Genomic DNA, 18041 nt, shown 5'->3' with positions numbered 1-18041 from the left:
CTTGTGCGTTGTTCTATAGCATAAGTAAAGTGCGCATTGTTATCTATTCGATCCAGACTTCGGCTTCTCCAACCTGCTGCGTTCACGCATAGCATTTATTTGCCTGGTCTGTCTTTCATCCCGGCGGCTTCCTCTTGCTCTAAGCTGGCTCAGCATAATGAGCAGCCCCAGAGTGCCGAGTACATAAGAAACGGTAGGATTCACTTCATTCCACAGGTTGACCCCGGCCAGAAGTAATACTGCGCCAATGATGGTGGCAATCAACCGCTGTGTATTTTTATTCTGCGTCTCGATTAATTTTTGCTCAAGGGAGCTCGCCAGCTTGACCCTTAAGCCTCCGCTATCCATTTTATCTATTGCAGAGATGAACTTCTTGGTCGTTGGAAGGATGTCTTTGAGCATATTCTTGCCATCCTCTACCACTTTGGAGATGACACTTCCCCGCAGATCCCTCCGCACCACCTGTTCCACATAAGGCTTAACCGTCCCGACCAGATCAAGCTCAGGGTCCAGTCCGGTGCAGAGTCCGTACACGGTGCCTATGGCTTTGCCCAGGAATGTGGTATTGGCAGGTAATTGAAAAGGCTGGGAGTAGAGGAAATTGCGTAATTCTTCGACATTGTCGCCTGACGTCACAAAACTCAGATCGAACGTATCCCCGTTGATTTGCTCGAATAATAACGTAAGATTCCTGGAGAAGACCTCCAGATCTACATTGCGTCTTAAAAATCTCAAGCGGGTAAGGGCATCAATTGCGCCGTGGGCATCTTTTAAATACACGGCCATTAGAAGGGCTACCATTTGCGTCTTCATATCCCCGGGAATCCGTCCGACCATTCCAAAATCAATCAAGGCGATGGTGCCGTCAGGCTGCACGAGCACATTACCAGGGTGGGGGTCAGCATGAAAAAGTCCGTTCAATAAAATCTGTTCTACGAACATTTCGATCAGCGACGTTGCCAGTTGGGTCCGGTTCACACCCCAAGCGTCGAGTTTGGCAAAATCATTGATTTTGACCCCCTCCATAAACTCCATGGTCAGCACCTGCGATGTAGTACAAGACCAATGAATGTGTGGAATCACGACATCCTTCCGGTGGGCTAACTGCTGCTTGAATTCTTCGGCATTACGTCCTTCTTGCTGATAATCGAGTTCCTCCATAATGGTGTCATGAAACTCATCATACACCGCATCAAGGTCCATGAAGTCTGTAATCATCTTCTGGCGCTTCAATAACGAAATAGCGACCTGAATGGATTTCCAATCAATGGCGATAATGTCCTCGACCCCGGGCCGCATCACCTTCACGGCGACTTGCTCACCTGTCTGCAAGGTGGCCCGGTGGACCTGTCCGAAGGAAGCTGCTGCAATAGGTGTCGCGCTGAACTCAGCAAACTTCTCAATTATAGATGCTCCGAGTTCACGCTCTACCTTCTGCTGGATCTCAGAGAAATCTACGAATTCTACAGAATCCTGCAGCTTGGACAATTCATTGATAACTTCCTTCGGCAGCATATCCACCTGCGCACTCACATGCTGCCCAAGCTTGATAATTAATCCACCCATATCCATGGCCGTCTGCGTGAAATATGCTGCATGTTTGCGGTATAAGGCCTGTGTCTTCGCCGTTAAGCGCCGTCTTGGAATAAAATACTTCAGCCTGCCCAGCCACCAGAAATCCCAGACGAATGTAAAAATCATCTGCATGGTTCTTCTGAAACGGGCATCCTTCATCAATTTCAGGAATTCGCTCATACTTGTTCATCTACCACAGAGTTATTATGCTGCATCCCAAATCTCTCCTTCTAATCATCCATGTGCCTAATTGTATGATATTTCATACCAGACAGATATACAATTAAAGGCTATATCCGGGAGTGGCATCTCTGTGATCTTATCGCCCATCATATAGAGGCTACCGGTGATTCGCGGCGGCCATTGGGAAATGTTCACTAACAATGCTAAACTAATGTTATCTATCACCAAGGACAGGACGGAAGAGATGCAATGGGAAGAAAACAGTCTTTTACAGAGACAGAACTGCTGGATACAACCAAACAATTGGTGCTTGAGCATGGATATGACGGGTTTCATCTCAAGCTGCTTTCGCAGCATCTGTCAGGGGCCAGAAGCACTATCTATCAGTATTATGCGAATAAGGAAGAGATTGTGGCGGCTTGTATGAAGCGCGTAATGTCAGCGGTACTAGACAAGGCTTTAGCCATTGATGAGGCTGAGCCCATGGACGCCCTCGAACAGCTGCTTCTCGTATACGTAGAAGAGTCTGCGTTACATCAGCTTTTGGGAAATGCCAGTAAAATCAATACCGCTAATTCTTCTGCAGCGGCGAGAGATCTCGAATATATTGAGGCAGGACATCAGACGCTTAAAATTCAATTATCCCGCTTATTTGAACGCGCCCAGCAGAATAAAGACCTGCGGCAGGATATCCCACTTCCTGTACTTATTGGTGTGTTCTTTAACCTGATTGATACGCCTAATATGCTGAATATCCCTACTCCTGCTTGGGGTAAGCTACTGTTTCAAATGTGGATTGGAGGGGCCAAGAGCTGATTGCCGCCCTGAATCTAATTTGACACAAGTGTCAAATATGGTGTTTAATTTAATGTGTCGGATGTCGGTTGTAGCGGCAGGTTCAAATTGACACATGTGTCGATAATATAAATAAGGAGTGGAAAAAGAATGTTTTTAGCTATGAAAGAATTGATGCACAGTAAAATGAGATTTTTAATGATCATCATTATTTTCGTGCTCCTGGCTTGGCTGGTATTTATCTTATCAGGCTTAGGGAATGGTCTATCTACGCTGGCTGCGTCAACCTTTAAGACGATGAAGGCAGACTATGTCATTTTCGAGGAAGGGTCTCAGTCTTCAATGAGCAAGTCACTGCTGTCTGATCAATTATTGGCGGAGGTGGAGCTGCTGCCTAACGTGAGTGACGCTGCACCTATGGGAACTAGCATGGCAACAGCGATGAGGGCAAACAGCACCAAGAATGAAGACAAGCTGGATATTGCGATTATAGGAATTAACCCGGGAAGCTTCCTGGAACCGTCTGTCGTGGAAGGGCAAGGCCTATCTGCTGAGAATCCTAAGGGTGTGATAGTGAACTCGACCATGAAGGACGAGGGCTATGGCGTCGGGGATACTTTTCAATTAGACGGCACGACGGAATCATTGACGATTATAGGATTTGTGGAGAATCAGACCTATAATCACGTTGCCTCCGTATTCACTCCAATGGCCGAATGGCGGAAGATTGCCTTCGCGGCTCCGGGTTCGGATAAAGGAATTTCCGGGCCAGTTAATGCGATTATGCTACAAGGCAAGGATATCGATCCGGGCGTCGTGAACAGCAAGCTCGCCACTATAGACACGGTTACGCGGTCGGCAGCAGTACAAGGAATGCCAGGGTATAAGGAAGAGAACGGTACTATTCTGATGATGCTGGCATTCCTGCTCGCCATCGCCGCCTTCGTGCTTGGGGTATTCTTTTACGTAATGACGATGCAGAAAACGAACCAGTTCGGCATTATGAAAGCTATAGGTGCCAGTAACAGATTCTTAAGCAAAGCCATTGTCTCGCAAGTGTTTGTACTATCGCTGACCAGCATTGTAGTCGGAGTCTTACTGACTTATGGAACAGCAGCCATAATGCCGAAGGGTATGCCATTCAAGCTGGAGACTACTCTTGTCGTGACATATTCTGTTATTCTGCTGGTTATCGCTATGTTAAGTTCGCTGGTATCGGTTCGAAAGATTACCAGGATTGATCCGCTCAAGGCGCTAGGGAGGGTTGAATAATGACTACGGGATTACAATTGAGTGAAGTCACCAAGTATTATGCCGAAGGAAGCAACCGGATCGCGGCACTGGCTCATGTGTCTATTTCCGTGGAGCCGGGGGAATTTGTTGCTGTAGTTGGACCGTCAGGCTCTGGTAAAAGCACCTTCTTGTCTATCGCTGGAGCACTGCTGAAGGCTTCAGAAGGAGAGGCTAAGCTGAATGGACATTCTATATCCAAGCTCACAGCACAGGAACTGGCGGATCTAAGGCTGAAAGAAGTCGGATTTATTATGCAATCTTCAAATCTGGTTCCCTATCTAAGTGTGCTGGACCAATTGCTCATCGTAAAAAAGATGTCAGGGAAGGTGAGCAAAGAAGATAAAGCGTTCGCCGTTAAGCTGCTGGAAGAGCTGGGCCTGGGCTCGAAGCTGAACAGCTTCCCGGAGGAGCTGTCAGGCGGTGAGAAGCAGCGGACAGCGATTGCCCGTGCGCTCATCAATAATCCCGGCATCATCCTGGCGGATGAACCTACCGCAAGCCTGGACACCAAGCGTGCCCATGAAGTGGTCTCCCTGATTGCTCATGAGGTGAGAACACGCCGCAAAGCGGCGATTATGGTCACACATGATGAGCGCATGCTTGAATATTGCGATAAGGTGTACCGGATGGAGGACGGGAGGTTGTTTGAGCAGTAGTGAGCTTCCATGAAAAGGGTTGCAAGAAAGTCTTGTTGAACTAAAAAATCCATGATATAATCGGTCCAGAATTAAATAGATAACGGATTGTTACTACGTATGTAGGCAATACCATTAACAGAGCTATATTTATATGGCGAAGTTTGTGGTCTTGCCTTTTTTTATTTTGTGATAAAGGTGGTTATTATGAGAATTGCAAAAGTGTTGAATAATAATGCCATCATTACTGTGAATGACCAGAATAAAGAAGTGGTGGTAATAGGCAGGGGGATTGCGTTCAAGAAGAAGCCGGGCGACCTCATTGAAGAAGATAAAATTGAGAAGGTCTTCATGGATAATGAGAGTATATCCGACAAAATGAAGACGCTTCTATCCGAGATCCCGCTTGCTCATATGGAGATTTCGGAGCGCATTATTAATCTCGCCAAAATGAATCTGGGGAAGAGACTGCACGACAGCATCTATGTTAGTCTGACCGACCATATCCATTCGGCCATCGAACGCTTCAGGCAGGGACACCATATCAAGAATGTGTTGCTGTGGGAGGTCAAGAAATTCTACAAGGATGAATTCGAGATTGGTGAGAAAGCGCTGTTACTGATCCATGAGGAGCTGGGAATCCGGTTCCCGGAAGACGAGGCCGCTCATATTGCGCTCCATCTGGTAAATGCGCATATGAATGAAGAAATCCCAAATGTAGTTAAAATCACCAAGATCATGCATGAGATTCTCAATATCGTGAAGTATCATTTCAAAATTGATTACGACGAAGAGTCGCTGACGTATTACAGGTTCGTCACCCATCTCAAATTCTTCGCCCGGAGAATATTAAATGGCACACATATTGAGAATACCGATAGTGAGTTATATGAGATGGTCAAGCAGCAGTATAAGGATTCCTTCTTGTGTGGACGGAAGATTCAAGATTATATCCGAAAAACATACAATTGTACACTGACCAATGAAGAAGTCATGTATTTAACGATTCATATTGAAAGAGTCGTACATCTAAAATAACCCTTGTTTGGGGTTGCTACTGCGGAGCAGGCAAAACCTAAACTGGGAAAGGACTATCCCTGTGTTTTGCTAGGGGTATTCTTTCACCGGTTTAGGTTTTTCTTATATTTTTCTTATCAATGAAGAGGAGTGAGCTGTACCATGGATCAACAAAAGCTGGCGAAAGAAATACTAAAATTAGTAGGCGGGGAAGACAACATACAGGATTATACCCATTGTATGACCAGACTTCGCTTCAATCTGCGGGAGAACGGGGCGGCGGACCGAATAAAGCTAAAGGAGCTGCCTGGAGTGATGGATGTTAACATTAACGGCGGGCAATTTCAGGTCATCATCGGCAACGATGTATCCAAGGTGTACGGAGAGTTAAGCAAGATTGCCAAAAACAATGCTGCCTCTGCCAAGGAGAACGCTGAACAACAAGGTAACAATAAAGGGCAGAAGCTCGGCATTAAGGCTTCGGTTGGCAAGTTTTTTGCAGATATCTTACCGGGAATATTCAATCCCATTGTTCCGGCTATAGCGGGAGCAGGGATGATCAAGGCGCTGCTGGCTGTAATTGTCATGTTCAATGCCACAGCAGCAAATTCGGATCTCTACAAAATTCTGAATATTATTTCAGATGCCGTATTCTATTTCCTGCCAATGCTGCTCGCCTTCAGCTCTGCCAAGAAATTCAATGTCAATCCGTATCTGGCTGTTGTGATAGGGGGCGTGCTGCTCCATCCTAACTTTGCCAAGTTTATGGCCGACGGTATATCGTCGATGAGCTTCCTGGGATTGCCGGTCAAACTGGTATCCTACTCTTCTTCTGTGATTCCTATTATTGCAACCGTATGGATTATGTCTTATGTAGAACGTTTTGTCCGCAAAATTGTACCGAATGTACTGAAGACCATCCTGGAGCCGATGCTGATCCTGTTAATTGTGGCACCTATCGCCTTAATCGTGATTGGCCCATTAGGAATTTATGCGGGTAATGCCATTGCCGATGGCTACATGTATTTCTATGAGCATTTTGGTGTCATCGCCGGAACGCTGCTTGGAGCCACATTCTCGCTGATGGTCATCACCGGACTGCATTACGGCCTCATTCCGCTTGTCTTTCAGGCCATTGCCCAGAACGGCTTCGACTACATTATGCCGATTATGACCGTTGCTAATATCGCGCAGGCCGGTGCTGTATTCGCCGTATTCCTGAAGACCAAAAACAATAATATGAAGTCCTTGTCCGGAGCCTCAACGATTAGCGCGCTGATGGGCATCTCAGAACCAGCTATTTACGGGGTGAACCTCAAGTTGAAAAAGCCGTTTATTGCCGGGTTGATCGGCAGTGCGGCAGGTGCATTCATCTTAAGTATCTTCCAGGTGGCAGCCTATGCGCTGGGGAAAGTCGGCTTGCCGTCCTTGCCGCTGTACATCGGACATAAATTTTCGTTGATGATTCTGGCAGTATGTGTCAGCTTTGTCGTTGCGGCTGTTGTCGCTTATGTTCTGGGCTTCAAGGATGTTACAGAGGCACCAGTGGAAGAGAACAGTACGGACCTTCCGAGCCCGCCTGCTAACGAACCTCAATCTGCCAAAAAGCTGCAAAACGAAGAAATCTATGCTCCCATTGCAGGCGAGGTTAAAAGCTTAAGCGAAGTCAGCGATCCTGCCTTTTCGCAGGAGACGATGGGTAAAGGCATTGCAATTCTCCCTAGTGAGGGCCGTGTTGTATCCCCAATTCATGGTGTTGTGTCGGTGGCTTTCAAGAAGAAGCATGCTGTCCTCCTTACCAGCGACGACGGGGCAGAGGTTCTGATTCATGTCGGGATTGATACGGTCAAGCTGGGCGGCAAACACTTCACGCTCCATGTGAATCAAGGTGACCGGGTAAATGTCGGCGATCTGATTCTTGAATTCGATAGGGACAGCATTATTCAGGAGGGCTTCGACATCATTACTCCGGTGATCATCTCTAATACCAGCGACTATGCAGGCATTACGCCTGTCAGCCAGACTACCGTGAAAGAAAAGGATACTCTGCTGAAACTTAATGTATGAACCAATAGAAGGGAAGAAGAGATAATGAAACAGACAGACATGCAATTCCCGGAAGGCTTCTTATGGGGGGGCGCGATTGCGGCTAATCAGGTGGAAGGCGCTTATCAGGAGAACGGTAAAGGGCTATCTATTGCTGACATTCTGGGCAACGGCATCTTTAACCCGCCCTATGAGCATCCGGGTAAGAAGAATCCTTACCATGAGGCTATAGATTTCTACCACAGATACGAGGAGGACATCGCGTTATTCGCTGAGATGGGCTTCAAGGCGCTCCGTACCTCCATTGCCTGGACAAGAATATTCCCTAACGGGGACGAAGAGACTCCCAATGAAGCCGGTTTGCAGTTTTACGACCAATTATTCGATTGTATGCGGAAGTATAATATTGAGCCGGTTGTGACACTGTCCCATTATGAAATGCCGCTTGGACTTGTTAAGGATTACGGCGGGTGGAGAAACCGCAAGCTGATTGAGTTCTTTGAGAGATATGCGATTGCTGTATTTAAGCGTTACAAAGACAAGGTGAAATACTGGATCGCCTTCAACGAGATCAACGTGCTGCTCCACATTCCCTTCGTCGGCGGAGGAACGGTCATTGAGGAAGGCGAGAACAAGAAGCAGATCATCTACCAGATGGCGCACTACCAGCATGTAGCCAGCGCATTGGCCGCGAAGGCCTGCCATGAGATTATTCCGGGCTCGCAGATGGGCTGTATGATCGCCGCAGGGCCGTATTACCCGCATACCTGCCATCCCGATGATATTCTCACAGCCATGGAGATGGATAGACAGGTCTACTTTTTCACAGATGTTATGGCTAGAGGGTACTACCCTACTTACGTGAAACGATGGTTCAAGGAGTATGACGTCGAGCTGGATCTGACGGCAGAGGATGAACAGCTGCTGAAGCAGCATACCGTTGATTATATCAGCTTCAGCTATTACAAGAGCCGCTGTGCCAGTGCTGATCCGAGTGGTCTGGAGATGGTATCGGGCAACCTGGCTATGGGGGTCAAGAATCCTTATCTGAAAGCATCGGAGTGGGGCTGGCAGATTGATCCCACGGGCCTGAGATTCACGCTGAACCAGCTCTACGACCGGTATCAGAAGCCGCTTTTCATTGTTGAGAACGGCTTCGGCGCTGTAGATACGGTAGAAGAAGATCAGAGCATCCATGATGATTACCGAATCTCCTACCTGCGGGACCACATGATTGAAGCGGGCAAAGCGATTGAAGACGGCGTTGAATTGCTGGGCTTCCTGAGCTGGGGACCGATTGATATCGTGAGTGCCTCTACAGGTGAGATGAAGAAGCGGTACGGGTACATCTATGTCGATAAAGATAATGAGGGGAACGGCACCCTGCGCAGAATCAAGAAGAAGAGCTTTGATTGGTACAAGGAGGTTATCGCGTCCAACGGGGCAAGTTTATAGTCATAATCAAAGGAAACGGCTGGATCAGGGGAACCTGACCAGCCGTTTCTTATTGGAAACACCCTTAATCACAGTTCCTGGAGGGCAAGGGCCCGCACGGCAGCTTGTTTCAAGGCATCCATCAATATCAAATAGGGACGCGGACCATAGCTGATGCGGGCGACTCCTAACGACGCCAATCTCTGGAGAGAAGGTGAATCCGGCGAAACCATAACGTTAACGGGGAGCGAAGACTGTTGGCATAATCTCGCGATCAGCTCCTCATTACACAAACCTGGCACGAAGATCCCGTGAGCTCCGGCTTCCGCATAGGCGTGTGCCCTTTGAAGGGCAGCTTCCAAGTGGGCTTCCCCATGCTCGGCTGATGGGGTCTCAAAGAAGATATCGGTTCGGGCATTAATAAAAAGGGGAATCGACGTATCCACACCGGCTTCCCGCACAGCTGTGATGCGCAGGACTTGCTCCTCTACGGGATATAGCCCCGGTTCATGGATCTTCTGATCTTCAATATTGACGCCTACGGCTCCGCATTCGATGACCTTGAGCACATTGTTCTTGATTATCTCAGGCGAAGGTCCATAGCCACTCTCAATATCTATCGTAACGGGCAGATCTACACTTTGGCTAATCCGCTGGAGATTAGACAGAACGAGGTCGAAGGGAAGCTTCTCCCCATCGTCGTATCCATGCGCGGCAGCTACAGACCAACTGCCGGTAGCGATCACCTGGCCTCCTGCTCCTTGAATGATCTGCGCGCTTCCGGCGTCCCAGGCATTGACAAGGACCAGCGGGGTGCCGCTTCTATGCAATTCGTGAAATTTCCGTGCTTGCTCAAGTTGATTGTTCATGGTTTTGACCTCCGTTTTTCTCATGATTTATCAGCCATTCTTTGCGTGCGACTCCGCCGCCATACCCGCCGGGCCCGCCGCTGGTGTTAATTACGCGATGACAGGGAATGACGATTGCCAGCTGATTGGCCCCATTCGCTTGTGCCACCGCACGATAGGCTCTAGGCTTGCCGAGCGCCAGTGCGATATCTGCGTAAGAACGGGTCTCGCCGGGTGGAATCTTCTTTAACTGTTCCCATACGCTCTGCTGAAAAGGTGATCCCATCAGATGGAGAGGTGTCTTGAATTCGATTAATGTTCCCTCGAAAAACTGGCCCAGCTCTCGCTCCATCGACTGAATGGGCAGGGTCTGTCCTGGAATAATCGCTGTCTTCAGTCGGGTCCTTAACCGTTCAACCTCGCGTTCCAGCCCCCGGCGGTCTACGAATTCCAGGAGATAGAGCTCATTGTCGTCCGCTATTGCCATCATAGGACCGAGCGGTGTGTCCAGCCATGCTGCTCTAAGAATAAGGCTGCTCTCTGACCGCGTAGGCGCCGCCCCCATAATGCGGGAGAAGGCATCCCGGAAGCCGCTGCTGGAATCATAGCCGGAAGCAAGTTGTGTGTCGATAATCTTCCCTCCCGACCGGATATTCTTCAAGGCCAGTCCCATTCGGCGGGACCTGGCGTACTCCACGAAGGTCATGCCGAAGCGCTTTTTAAATTGACGGCGGGCAGTGGATTCATCAATGGATAACGCCTTGAAATCTTGGCCCTTCCAGCGCTTCTCCGGGTTCCGCTCCACGGCCTCGACCAGCAGCCGGACGATATCCGAAACATGATTCGGATGGGATAAGGGCCGGCAGCGCTGACACGGGCGGAAGGAAGCCAGAAGCGCCTGCTGCGCAGTCTCGTAGAACTCGCAGTTATCGTACTTTGGTTTCCTGGCTGGACAAGTCGGCCGGCAAAATACGCCGGTGGAAGTGACGCCTACATAGAAGACGCCTTCGTATTCTGTTTTTTTCTCGATAAGGGCTTTATAATATTCTGCCTTGCGTTCCTCATTATGGATCATGATCAGCACCTGCACCTTTAAGGATAGATTTATTATATATCTTGCCCATGACGGCCGTAGCCGAAAATCAGGCACTTATTTTGAATATTCGATATTGGGCGGATTCGCGAGGAAGCTCAAAAAAAACGCTACTGACACAACGTTGTCAGTAGCGTTCTTTTATATTAGGGGAAGAAGGTATGATGTATAAATAGGAAGGATGATATCTTGTGAATTTCGCTTCTGTACGCATTATTACCGACGATGTAGATCGTCTCGTCGGGTTCTATGAGCATGTTCTGGGTGTTACGGCGGAGCGTCCCGCTCCAGTGTTTGCTGAGCTCGTTGTGCCATCATGCACCCTGGCAATCGGCCACTCCCAGACGGCGCAGCTATTCGGAGCCGGTTCTGTAATGGCAGCCAATAATCACAGTGTCATCATCGAGTTCTGCGTTAACGATGTCGAAGCAGAGTACGCGCGCCTGAAGCCTGCTATTGGCGATTGGGTCAAAGAACCGACCCTGATGCCCTGGGGCAACCGTTCCATGCTGTTCCGCGACCCTGACGGCAACCTCGTCAATCTCTTTGAGCCGGTAACTGAGGAGGCGATCAGACGGTTCAGCGGTAGAGGTTGACGGAACCTTCGGGGTCCGGTCCTATGACCACACCCCGAAGCCCGGATCATTCTCCCGGATTACAGCATAGACGGCTTCAACGACAAGTGGAAGGTCTTCTTCCGGGTAGCCTTCCGGCATCTGCGGCGGATGAACGAGCTCGGTTACACTGCCGGGATGAAGTTCAATCCCCTGCAGCTGCATCTCAAACCGGAAGGAATCCTTGAATGCTGTTCCATCATGGACTGAGTAAAAATACATATTGCAGATATCCTGTTCATCAATAAGGAGTACACCTTGTTCGTTCAGTTCCATGCTCCAAAGCCCCCGCTCTAATCATGATGAATCTATTATGAACCCTCGGAGCGGGGATTTGCTATAGATTGCAAATATTTTATATACTAGAATTTGTTCATATAAGATCCATATCTATAGCAATAGCAAGTGGGCTAAAGGAGAATCGAAATGAAGCTTCGCAATAAGGTTGTTCTGGTTACAGGGATCTCGGGTACGGCAGGGGACAAAATTGCCGCCAGGTGCCTGCAGGAAGGCGCTGAAGTTAAAGGACTTATACGTAATAAAGAGAAGATGGACCTTTGCAGTCAGCTAGGCATTACACCCGTTATTGGAGACTTAACGGATAAAGACGCAATATTGAAAGCGCTTCACAACGTTGATGTTATCATTCACGCTGCGGCGTATCTTGGTGAGGATAGAGCTACCGCTGAGGCGTCGAATATTGAAGGGGTCCAGAACCTGGTGGATGGGGCTATAGCAGCCGGGGTTGAACGCTTCGTACATATTTCGACGCTGTCGGTGTATGGTCATTGTGATGGAGCGGTAGAGCTGGATGAAGAAAGTGATTTGGCATATGGTCATTCGGAGGTGTACATCTCAACCAAATGTGAATCGGAGCGGATTATACAGGCAGCAATAGCTAAGGGGCTGGAATGTGTAATTCTGCGTCCTGGAGTGATCTGCTCCGAGTCTAACTCCCACTGGGGCGATAAGCTGATTGCCAGGCTTGCTGATATAGAGGATGTGAATTGGATTCACCCGGATGATCTGACCCCTTGGGTCCATGCGGAGAACTTGGCTGAGATGTGTGTACTGGCAGCAACGCATCCTGCGGCCGTGAACCAATGCTACAATGCAGTAGACGGGAATTACCCGGAGCAAGAGTTCACTGTACGTATTGGGCGTGCCATGAATAAGAAGTTCACCACACCGGGCGGAGACCCTATAAGAATGGCGTATAGTTATACCAAAATAAAAGATGAACTGGGCTACAGTCCGGTTAAAGGGTTTGAAGAAACGATGATCCAATTGGAGAAACAAGCCCGAGGAGACTCAGATGTATAATAAACCAACTGCTTTACGTTCCGTGCTTGCCCCGAAATATTTAGAACACTGCCTGAGCTGTCTGTATGACATTGGGGAGTGGAAGGATTGCCTCTTCTGGTTACGCGGATTGAATGATACCTATAGACTTCGCACCTCTAGAGGATACTATATTCTTCGCGTATACCGTCAATCCGTCAGCGAAAATGATGTGGCCTACGAGATGTCTCTACTGACGCAGCTCGATTATCAGTTAAGCTCAGCAAGTACCAAGGTGTCTGTTCCTGTTCTCCAAAAGGACGGCGGATCATTCTCGGTGATCCATGCCCCAGAGGGCCCGAGAGTTGCCGTGATTTTCAGCTACCTGACCGGTACGGAGAATGTGCTTCATGACGAGAAGTCATGCTTCGCTTTCGGGAAGTCCGCTGCCGAATTACACGCTGCCATGGACAACATCTCCCTGGAGCTTCCAAGATACAATATGGATACTAACGCTCTGATCAGCCAGCCGTTAGAGCGTATTGTGGACTATCTTGGAGAGGGGCATCACGCCACTCCATTCCTGCGGGAGTTCTCGGACGCGTTAATAGAGCGAATCCACAAGGCCGCCAGTCAAGGCTTGGATTGGGGGATTTGCCATGGCGATTTGCATGGGAATAATAACGCCTTCCAGGAAGGCGATACCTTCACGCATTATGACTTTGAATGGGCGGCAAAAGGATGGCGGGCATACGACCTGGTGCAAGTCCGTCATAGAAAACGCTTGCCGGAGGAGAAAAAGACCCCGCTGTGGAATACGCTGATCTCCGGCTATCGCTCTGTCCGGGATTTCTCTGAGCAGGATGAATCTGCGATGGATCTGTTTATCATCGCCCGCCGGTTGTGGGTCATGGGTCTTGATGTTGAATTCATCCATGACAGTGGTGCACTGGATTTCACAGAAGACTGGCTGGAGGAATTTATCACTGAATTCCGCTCGTACCCTATGGTCTGATTGCTCTTGGTATGGGCATCCGCCCAGGCAACTTCTCCGCGAATGCATATGATGATTATGCCTATTAGTTGAAAGGGGAGCGATCATATATGGGAATTTTGCCAATACCGGGAGCCGGCGGAGGGTTTCCGGGAATTCCGGGAGGACCCGGAGGACCCGGATTTCCATTTCCGGGTGGACCAGGCGTGCCGGGGTTTCCAGGCGGAGGCCCGGGGGGATTTCCGGGGTCTCCGGGAGGTGCACCGGGAGGCGTGCAGGCGCCAACGGCTCCTCCACCGCAATTCGTACCGCAAATGCAGGCTACCACATTTGCCGTTGACCCCGGAGGGATCAGACGCTGCCTGTTCCGCAACACTTATATCTGGCTGAACAACGGCGAGCAATTCTGGTTCTACCCGGTATTTGTCGGACGCAATTCTATTGCAGGCTTCAGATGGAACGGATTGTTCTGGGGTTACTTCGGCATTGATCTGAGCCGGATTAGCTCGTTCACCTGCTTCTAGGTTAACTGTAGCTCCCTCCTGGTAACATGTGCTTCCAGCGGAATACACCTTGCTATTATGATTAGCAGGGTGTATTCTTTTACTTAAATGACAGTAAGTACTGACAGTCAATTGTTGAATACTGAAATGAGGAATATACATGAGTGAAGGCCAGAATTTAAGCACCAGTGATAAATTGCTGATCGCTGCCATTGATCTGTTCGCAGAGAAGGGCTACAAGAGCGTGACTACCCAGGAGATTGCAGCAGCAGCGGGTTTAAGTGAAAAAACGCTGTTCCGGCAGTTCGGCAGCAAGCAGAACCTTCTGGAGCAGGCATTCGACCGTTTTCATTATGCCGGGGAGATGGTTAGGCTGTTCAATGAGAGGATTGTGTGGGATCTTCAGAGGGATCTGCTTCTGATCAGCCGGACCTATCATGAGATTATGAACCGCAACCGGAAGATGATTATGATCTGTATTAAAGAGGCGGATAATCTGCCCGGGCTGGAGGAGTATACCAGAAACTCCCCTGAGCAGTTAATGCAGGCTCTGACGGAGTATTTCACAACCATGACGGAGCAGGGTAAGCTGGTTCCCGGCAATGCCAGAGTGCAGGCAGTGCAGTTTATGGTGATGAATTACGGTGCCTTCCTGAATCATCTGGACGATGATGCCAACTTCACCTCGGTGTCGCTGGAGGAGTTCATAACCGCGAGTGTGCAGACCTTTACTAGGGCTTTAACGCCCTAGTTGTTTTTTGAACAAAATGACAGTAAGTACTGACAGACTACATTAGAGCAAGGCATTCAGAGAGGAGTACAAATCATGCAATCTCATGCTGTGAACCCCAAAAATACAGGAAATCTATTAATGCGCGCCCTGATTTTTACACTGATTATTTCGTCAATGAATGCGAATATGTTCAATATTGTCCTGCCGACGATCAGCAGGCAATTTGAATTATCTTCCTCCCAGGTAAGCTGGATCATTACCAGTTATATGATTGTATATGCTGTCGGCGCCGTAACCTTCGGCAAATTGACGGAGAAATACCGGCTGAAGGATTTACTGACGTTCGGATTGTTACTCTTCGTCCTGGGATCTATCGCCGGCCTTGCAGCTACAGAATATTGGATGATTATTGCCGGTCGTGTTGTGCAGGCGGCTGGCGCCTCAGTTATCCCTGCGATGGCTATGATTGTACCGGTCCGTTACTTCTCTCCTGATAAGCGGGGCCGGGCGCTCGGCATGTCTGCTATCGGGATTGCGCTCGGTACGGCGATGGGGCCGATTGTTGCCGGTTTTGTAATCAGCGCATGGAGCTGGCGGATTCTGTTCGTCATTCCGCTGTTGTCGCTGCTTACGCTGCCTGTCTACCGCAAATATCTGGATGATGAGCAAGGGGATGCTGATCCCATCGACTGGCTTGGCGGGGCGCTGCTCGCTGGAACGGTGACGGCCATCCTGCTGGCGTTGACGAATACTAGCCTCTGGCTCGGGCTTTCAGCCCTCTTTATGTTGATCCTGTTTGTACTGCGCATCCGCTTCGCTGCGGCTCCATTCATTTCTCCCGATATTTTCCGGAATAAACAGTATTCCGTCATCCTTGTCATTACGTTCTTCATTACGGGAATCAGCTTCAGCTCTCCGTATCTGATCCCCCAGCTCTTGGCCCTGGTTAATGGTCTGCCTCCTGCCTATATCGGGATCGTCATGCTGCCCGCAGCAATAGTTACTACCTTTCTGGGCCGCAAGGGCGGGAAACTGGCAGATGAGAAAGGAAACCCGAGACTAGTGTATACGGCCTCAGCGCTTCTTGTTATTGGCTTCCTGTGTCTGTCTGTAGTTGCCGGCAGGCATGCTGTTCTGGTCTCATTATCCTTGATCTTCTGTGTGCTGGGCCAGTCGTTCATGCAGATTGCAATGTCGAACACCGTGTCCCGGACGCTGTCCCATGAGCAGACAGGCGTTGGAATGGGCTTATTCTCCATGCTGACCTTCATCTCTGCCGCCTCATCGACGGCTGTACTGGGCAAGGTGCTTGATTCCGGTGCGCCGGCGGCGGCCTTGAATCCTATAGCGGATAACCATGCGTCCATGGTATATAGCAATATTTTTGCGGTGCTTGCGGTTCTGGTCATTGTGGTGATTGCAGTCTATTCTGTTCAGTTTGGACGCCGGGGGAAAAAGGCTGCTGATCACCTAACGAATGGTCTATAAGATCAGCCCGGCCAGACGGTGAATACCCTGTGCAATGGAGGCTTCATCCACTTTGGCAAACCCAAGCACCCATCCCTTCCGGCGGCTCTCCAGACAGTAAGGCCCGAGAGGGTATATACGTATTCCCTGTTGCAGGGCTAGCCGGGTTACGGCTTCTTCGTTGTAGGATGCTTCTGCTTCAAGCAATACATGCAGTCCTGTCTCGGCACCGCTTAAGGTGAACCGCTCCCCTAAACCGCTGGCCGTGATAGCCTTGGTTATGGCTTCATGTCTCCGGCGGTAGACATTGCGGACTCTTCTCATATGGCGCATGAAATGCCCGTTCTTGATGAAGTGGGTCAGGGTGAGCTGGTCCATAACGGGAAGATGACGGTACGTCAGCTCCTGTACACGGGCAAGCTGGGCGATGGCCTCGGCCGATCCCACGATCGCGGATAGCCGAATGCCGGGGGCAATCATTTTGGAGAAGCTCATCAGGTACAAGGTGTTATTCGCCGCCTGGCTGAAGAGTGTCGGCAGCGGCTCTCCGCGATAGCGGAATTCACTGTCATAATCATCCTCAATGATCCACAACTGCTCCTGCACGGCCTTATGCAGCAATTGCTGCCTGCGCGGCTCAGACATCACGGACCCTACTGCGCACTGGTGCGAGGGGGTCACGAAGACCAGCTTGGACTCCGGATGGATCTGGCTCACGACCAGGCCCTGCTCATCTACGGGGACGGGGACGACATGCATCCGCCGGTACTTCATGGCCATCCAGGCTGCCGGGAAGCCGGGGTCTTCTACAGAGACCGTATCTCCTTCAGCCAAAAGTGATTGCGCAATCAAATCAAGGCTATGCTGAGCGCCCGAGGTTAACAGAATTTGATTCGTCCCGATCGGGATGCCCCGTTCCAGTAACAAATAACGCTGAATTTGCTGGCGTAAGGCCAGGAGGCCATAGGGATTGCCATAGGCCCAATCCGATAAGCTCATGGCAGTGGAGGCGTGAATTAAGGATTGCCGCCAGTTTTTCTGAAAGGGTCCATCCAGATAAGGCTCATGGGGTGTGAAATCAATCTCCACCTCCTGCTGCTGAATGCCCCCGAACCAGTCATGTAGCTGATCGACAGCTGAATTTAACAGGGGGAGTGCGGGCCGTACGGGACCCTTTGCCAAGGGTGCTGCTGAAGACTCCGTGACCCGGTTCCAGTTGTTGACCCTTGTCCCGCCGCGCCGGGAGGTAACGGTATACCCCCTGCTCAGCAGTTCCTCATAGACGATCTGAATGGTCGAGCGTGAGACGCCTACCAGGTGGGCAAGCTCACGCGAAGGGATCAGCAGCTCACCCGGTGCCCATTGTCCACTTGTGATATGTTCGATGGCCTGATTCAGCAGCTGCTGCCAGATCGGGCTCTTGTCCTTGCGGTTTACGGTCAGCATGGGGTAACCCTCCAAATCGTAGATTCAGTCCTGTAACAGGAATTATGGATTGCTCCAAACCATCATCTTTGGATATTTAAGTAC

17 protein-coding genes are annotated in these 18041 nt (G+C 49.7%); 12 read left to right on the top strand and 5 right to left on the bottom strand.

Annotation, left to right across the window (positions count from 1 at the left end; translation table 11 throughout):
• Positions 1 to 39 precede the first annotated feature (39 nt).
• Positions 40 to 1701, bottom strand: a complete 1662-nt coding sequence (locus tag HQN87_RS14515; RefSeq protein WP_216857301.1) for an ABC1 kinase family protein — start codon at positions 1699 to 1701, stop codon at positions 40 to 42.
• 306 nt (positions 1702 to 2007) lie between these two features.
• Here HQN87_RS14515 and HQN87_RS14510 point away from each other — a divergent pair, with 306 nt between their 5' ends.
• The 6 genes from HQN87_RS14510 (at position 2008) to bglH (ending at position 8999) form a co-directional block, all read left to right on the top strand.
• The gene (locus HQN87_RS14510) at positions 2008 to 2574 is read left to right on the top strand and encodes a TetR/AcrR family transcriptional regulator (protein WP_173134367.1); all 567 of its coding nucleotides are present in this window, start codon (positions 2008 to 2010) and stop codon (positions 2572 to 2574) included.
• 129 nt (positions 2575 to 2703) lie between these two features.
• Positions 2704 to 3825, top strand: a complete 1122-nt coding sequence (locus tag HQN87_RS14505) for an ABC transporter permease (RefSeq protein WP_173134364.1) — start codon at positions 2704 to 2706, stop codon at positions 3823 to 3825.
• Positions 3825 to 4502 (top strand): ABC transporter ATP-binding protein, encoded by a 678-nt coding sequence (locus HQN87_RS14500; RefSeq protein ID WP_173134361.1) that lies wholly within the window; start codon positions 3825 to 3827, stop codon positions 4500 to 4502. Before HQN87_RS14505 ends, HQN87_RS14500 begins: the two co-directional genes overlap by 1 nt.
• A 186-nt stretch (positions 4503 to 4688) precedes the next feature.
• Complete coding sequence (licT, locus tag HQN87_RS14495; protein ID WP_173134358.1) at positions 4689 to 5519, top strand: BglG family transcription antiterminator LicT; 831 nt, start codon at positions 4689 to 4691, stop codon at positions 5517 to 5519.
• Positions 5520 to 5660: 141 nt separating this feature from the next.
• Entirely contained in the window at positions 5661 to 7565 is a 1905-nt protein-coding gene (locus HQN87_RS14490; RefSeq protein ID WP_173134353.1) for a beta-glucoside-specific PTS transporter subunit IIABC, read from the top strand.
• A 24-nt stretch (positions 7566 to 7589) separates the two neighbouring features.
• On the top strand, positions 7590 to 8999 hold the full coding sequence (gene bglH / locus HQN87_RS14485; RefSeq protein WP_173134350.1) for an aryl-phospho-beta-d-glucosidase: 1410 nt from the start codon (positions 7590 to 7592) through the stop codon (positions 8997 to 8999).
• 68 nt (positions 9000 to 9067) lie between these two features.
• Here the strand turns inward: bglH and HQN87_RS14480 are convergent, their stop codons facing one another.
• Positions 9068 to 9847 carry an isocitrate lyase/PEP mutase family protein gene (locus HQN87_RS14480; protein WP_173134347.1) on the bottom strand — a complete coding sequence of 260 codons (780 nt, stop codon included), beginning with the start codon at positions 9845 to 9847 and terminating at the stop codon, positions 9068 to 9070.
• Positions 9831 to 10901, bottom strand: coding sequence for a bifunctional transcriptional activator/DNA repair enzyme AdaA (locus HQN87_RS14475; protein WP_173134344.1), 1071 nt, complete (start codon positions 10899 to 10901; stop codon positions 9831 to 9833). Before HQN87_RS14475 ends, HQN87_RS14480 begins: the two co-directional genes overlap by 17 nt.
• A gap of 209 nt (positions 10902 to 11110) precedes the next feature.
• On the opposite strand from HQN87_RS14475, the gene HQN87_RS14470 reads away from it, so the two are divergent.
• The gene (locus tag HQN87_RS14470; RefSeq protein WP_173134341.1) at positions 11111 to 11515 is read left to right on the top strand and encodes a VOC family protein; all 405 of its coding nucleotides are present in this window, start codon (positions 11111 to 11113) and stop codon (positions 11513 to 11515) included.
• A gap of 21 nt (positions 11516 to 11536) precedes the next feature.
• Here HQN87_RS14470 and HQN87_RS14465 read toward each other — a convergent pair whose 3' ends face one another.
• On the bottom strand, positions 11537 to 11809 hold the full coding sequence (locus tag HQN87_RS14465) for a hypothetical protein (protein ID WP_173134338.1): 273 nt from the start codon (positions 11807 to 11809) through the stop codon (positions 11537 to 11539).
• A gap of 150 nt (positions 11810 to 11959) precedes the next feature.
• Here HQN87_RS14465 and HQN87_RS14460 point away from each other — a divergent pair, with 150 nt between their 5' ends.
• The 5 genes from HQN87_RS14460 (at position 11960) to HQN87_RS14440 (ending at position 16532) form a co-directional block, all read left to right on the top strand.
• Entirely contained in the window at positions 11960 to 12856 is an 897-nt protein-coding gene (locus HQN87_RS14460; RefSeq protein WP_173134335.1) for an NAD-dependent epimerase/dehydratase family protein, read from the top strand.
• 109 nt (positions 12857 to 12965) lie between these two features.
• Positions 12966 to 13829: a phosphotransferase gene (locus tag HQN87_RS14455; protein WP_254075498.1), complete on the top strand. Its 864-nt coding sequence runs from the start codon at positions 12966 to 12968 to the stop codon at positions 13827 to 13829.
• Positions 13830 to 14122: 293 nt separating this feature from the next.
• On the top strand, positions 14123 to 14332 hold the full coding sequence (locus HQN87_RS33205) for a transporter (protein WP_436836468.1): 210 nt from the start codon (positions 14123 to 14125) through the stop codon (positions 14330 to 14332).
• A gap of 139 nt (positions 14333 to 14471) precedes the next feature.
• Positions 14472 to 15062 carry a TetR/AcrR family transcriptional regulator gene (locus HQN87_RS14445; protein ID WP_173134326.1) on the top strand — a complete coding sequence of 197 codons (591 nt, stop codon included), beginning with the start codon at positions 14472 to 14474 and terminating at the stop codon, positions 15060 to 15062.
• A 75-nt stretch (positions 15063 to 15137) separates the two neighbouring features.
• The gene (locus HQN87_RS14440) at positions 15138 to 16532 is read left to right on the top strand and encodes an MFS transporter (RefSeq protein ID WP_173134323.1); all 1395 of its coding nucleotides are present in this window, start codon (positions 15138 to 15140) and stop codon (positions 16530 to 16532) included.
• Here the strand turns inward: HQN87_RS14440 and pdxR are convergent.
• Entirely contained in the window at positions 16527 to 17957 is a 1431-nt protein-coding gene (pdxR, locus tag HQN87_RS14435) for a MocR-like pyridoxine biosynthesis transcription factor PdxR (RefSeq protein WP_173134320.1), read from the bottom strand. The genes HQN87_RS14440 and pdxR overlap by 6 nt on opposite strands.
• Between the last annotated feature and the right edge of the window lie 84 nt (positions 17958 to 18041).

It is taken from the genome of Paenibacillus tritici (assembly GCF_013204885.1).
Classification (GTDB): domain Bacteria; phylum Bacillota; class Bacilli; order Paenibacillales; family Paenibacillaceae; genus Paenibacillus_AQ; species Paenibacillus_AQ tritici.
This window is presented reverse-complemented; position numbering and strand designations above follow the sequence as displayed.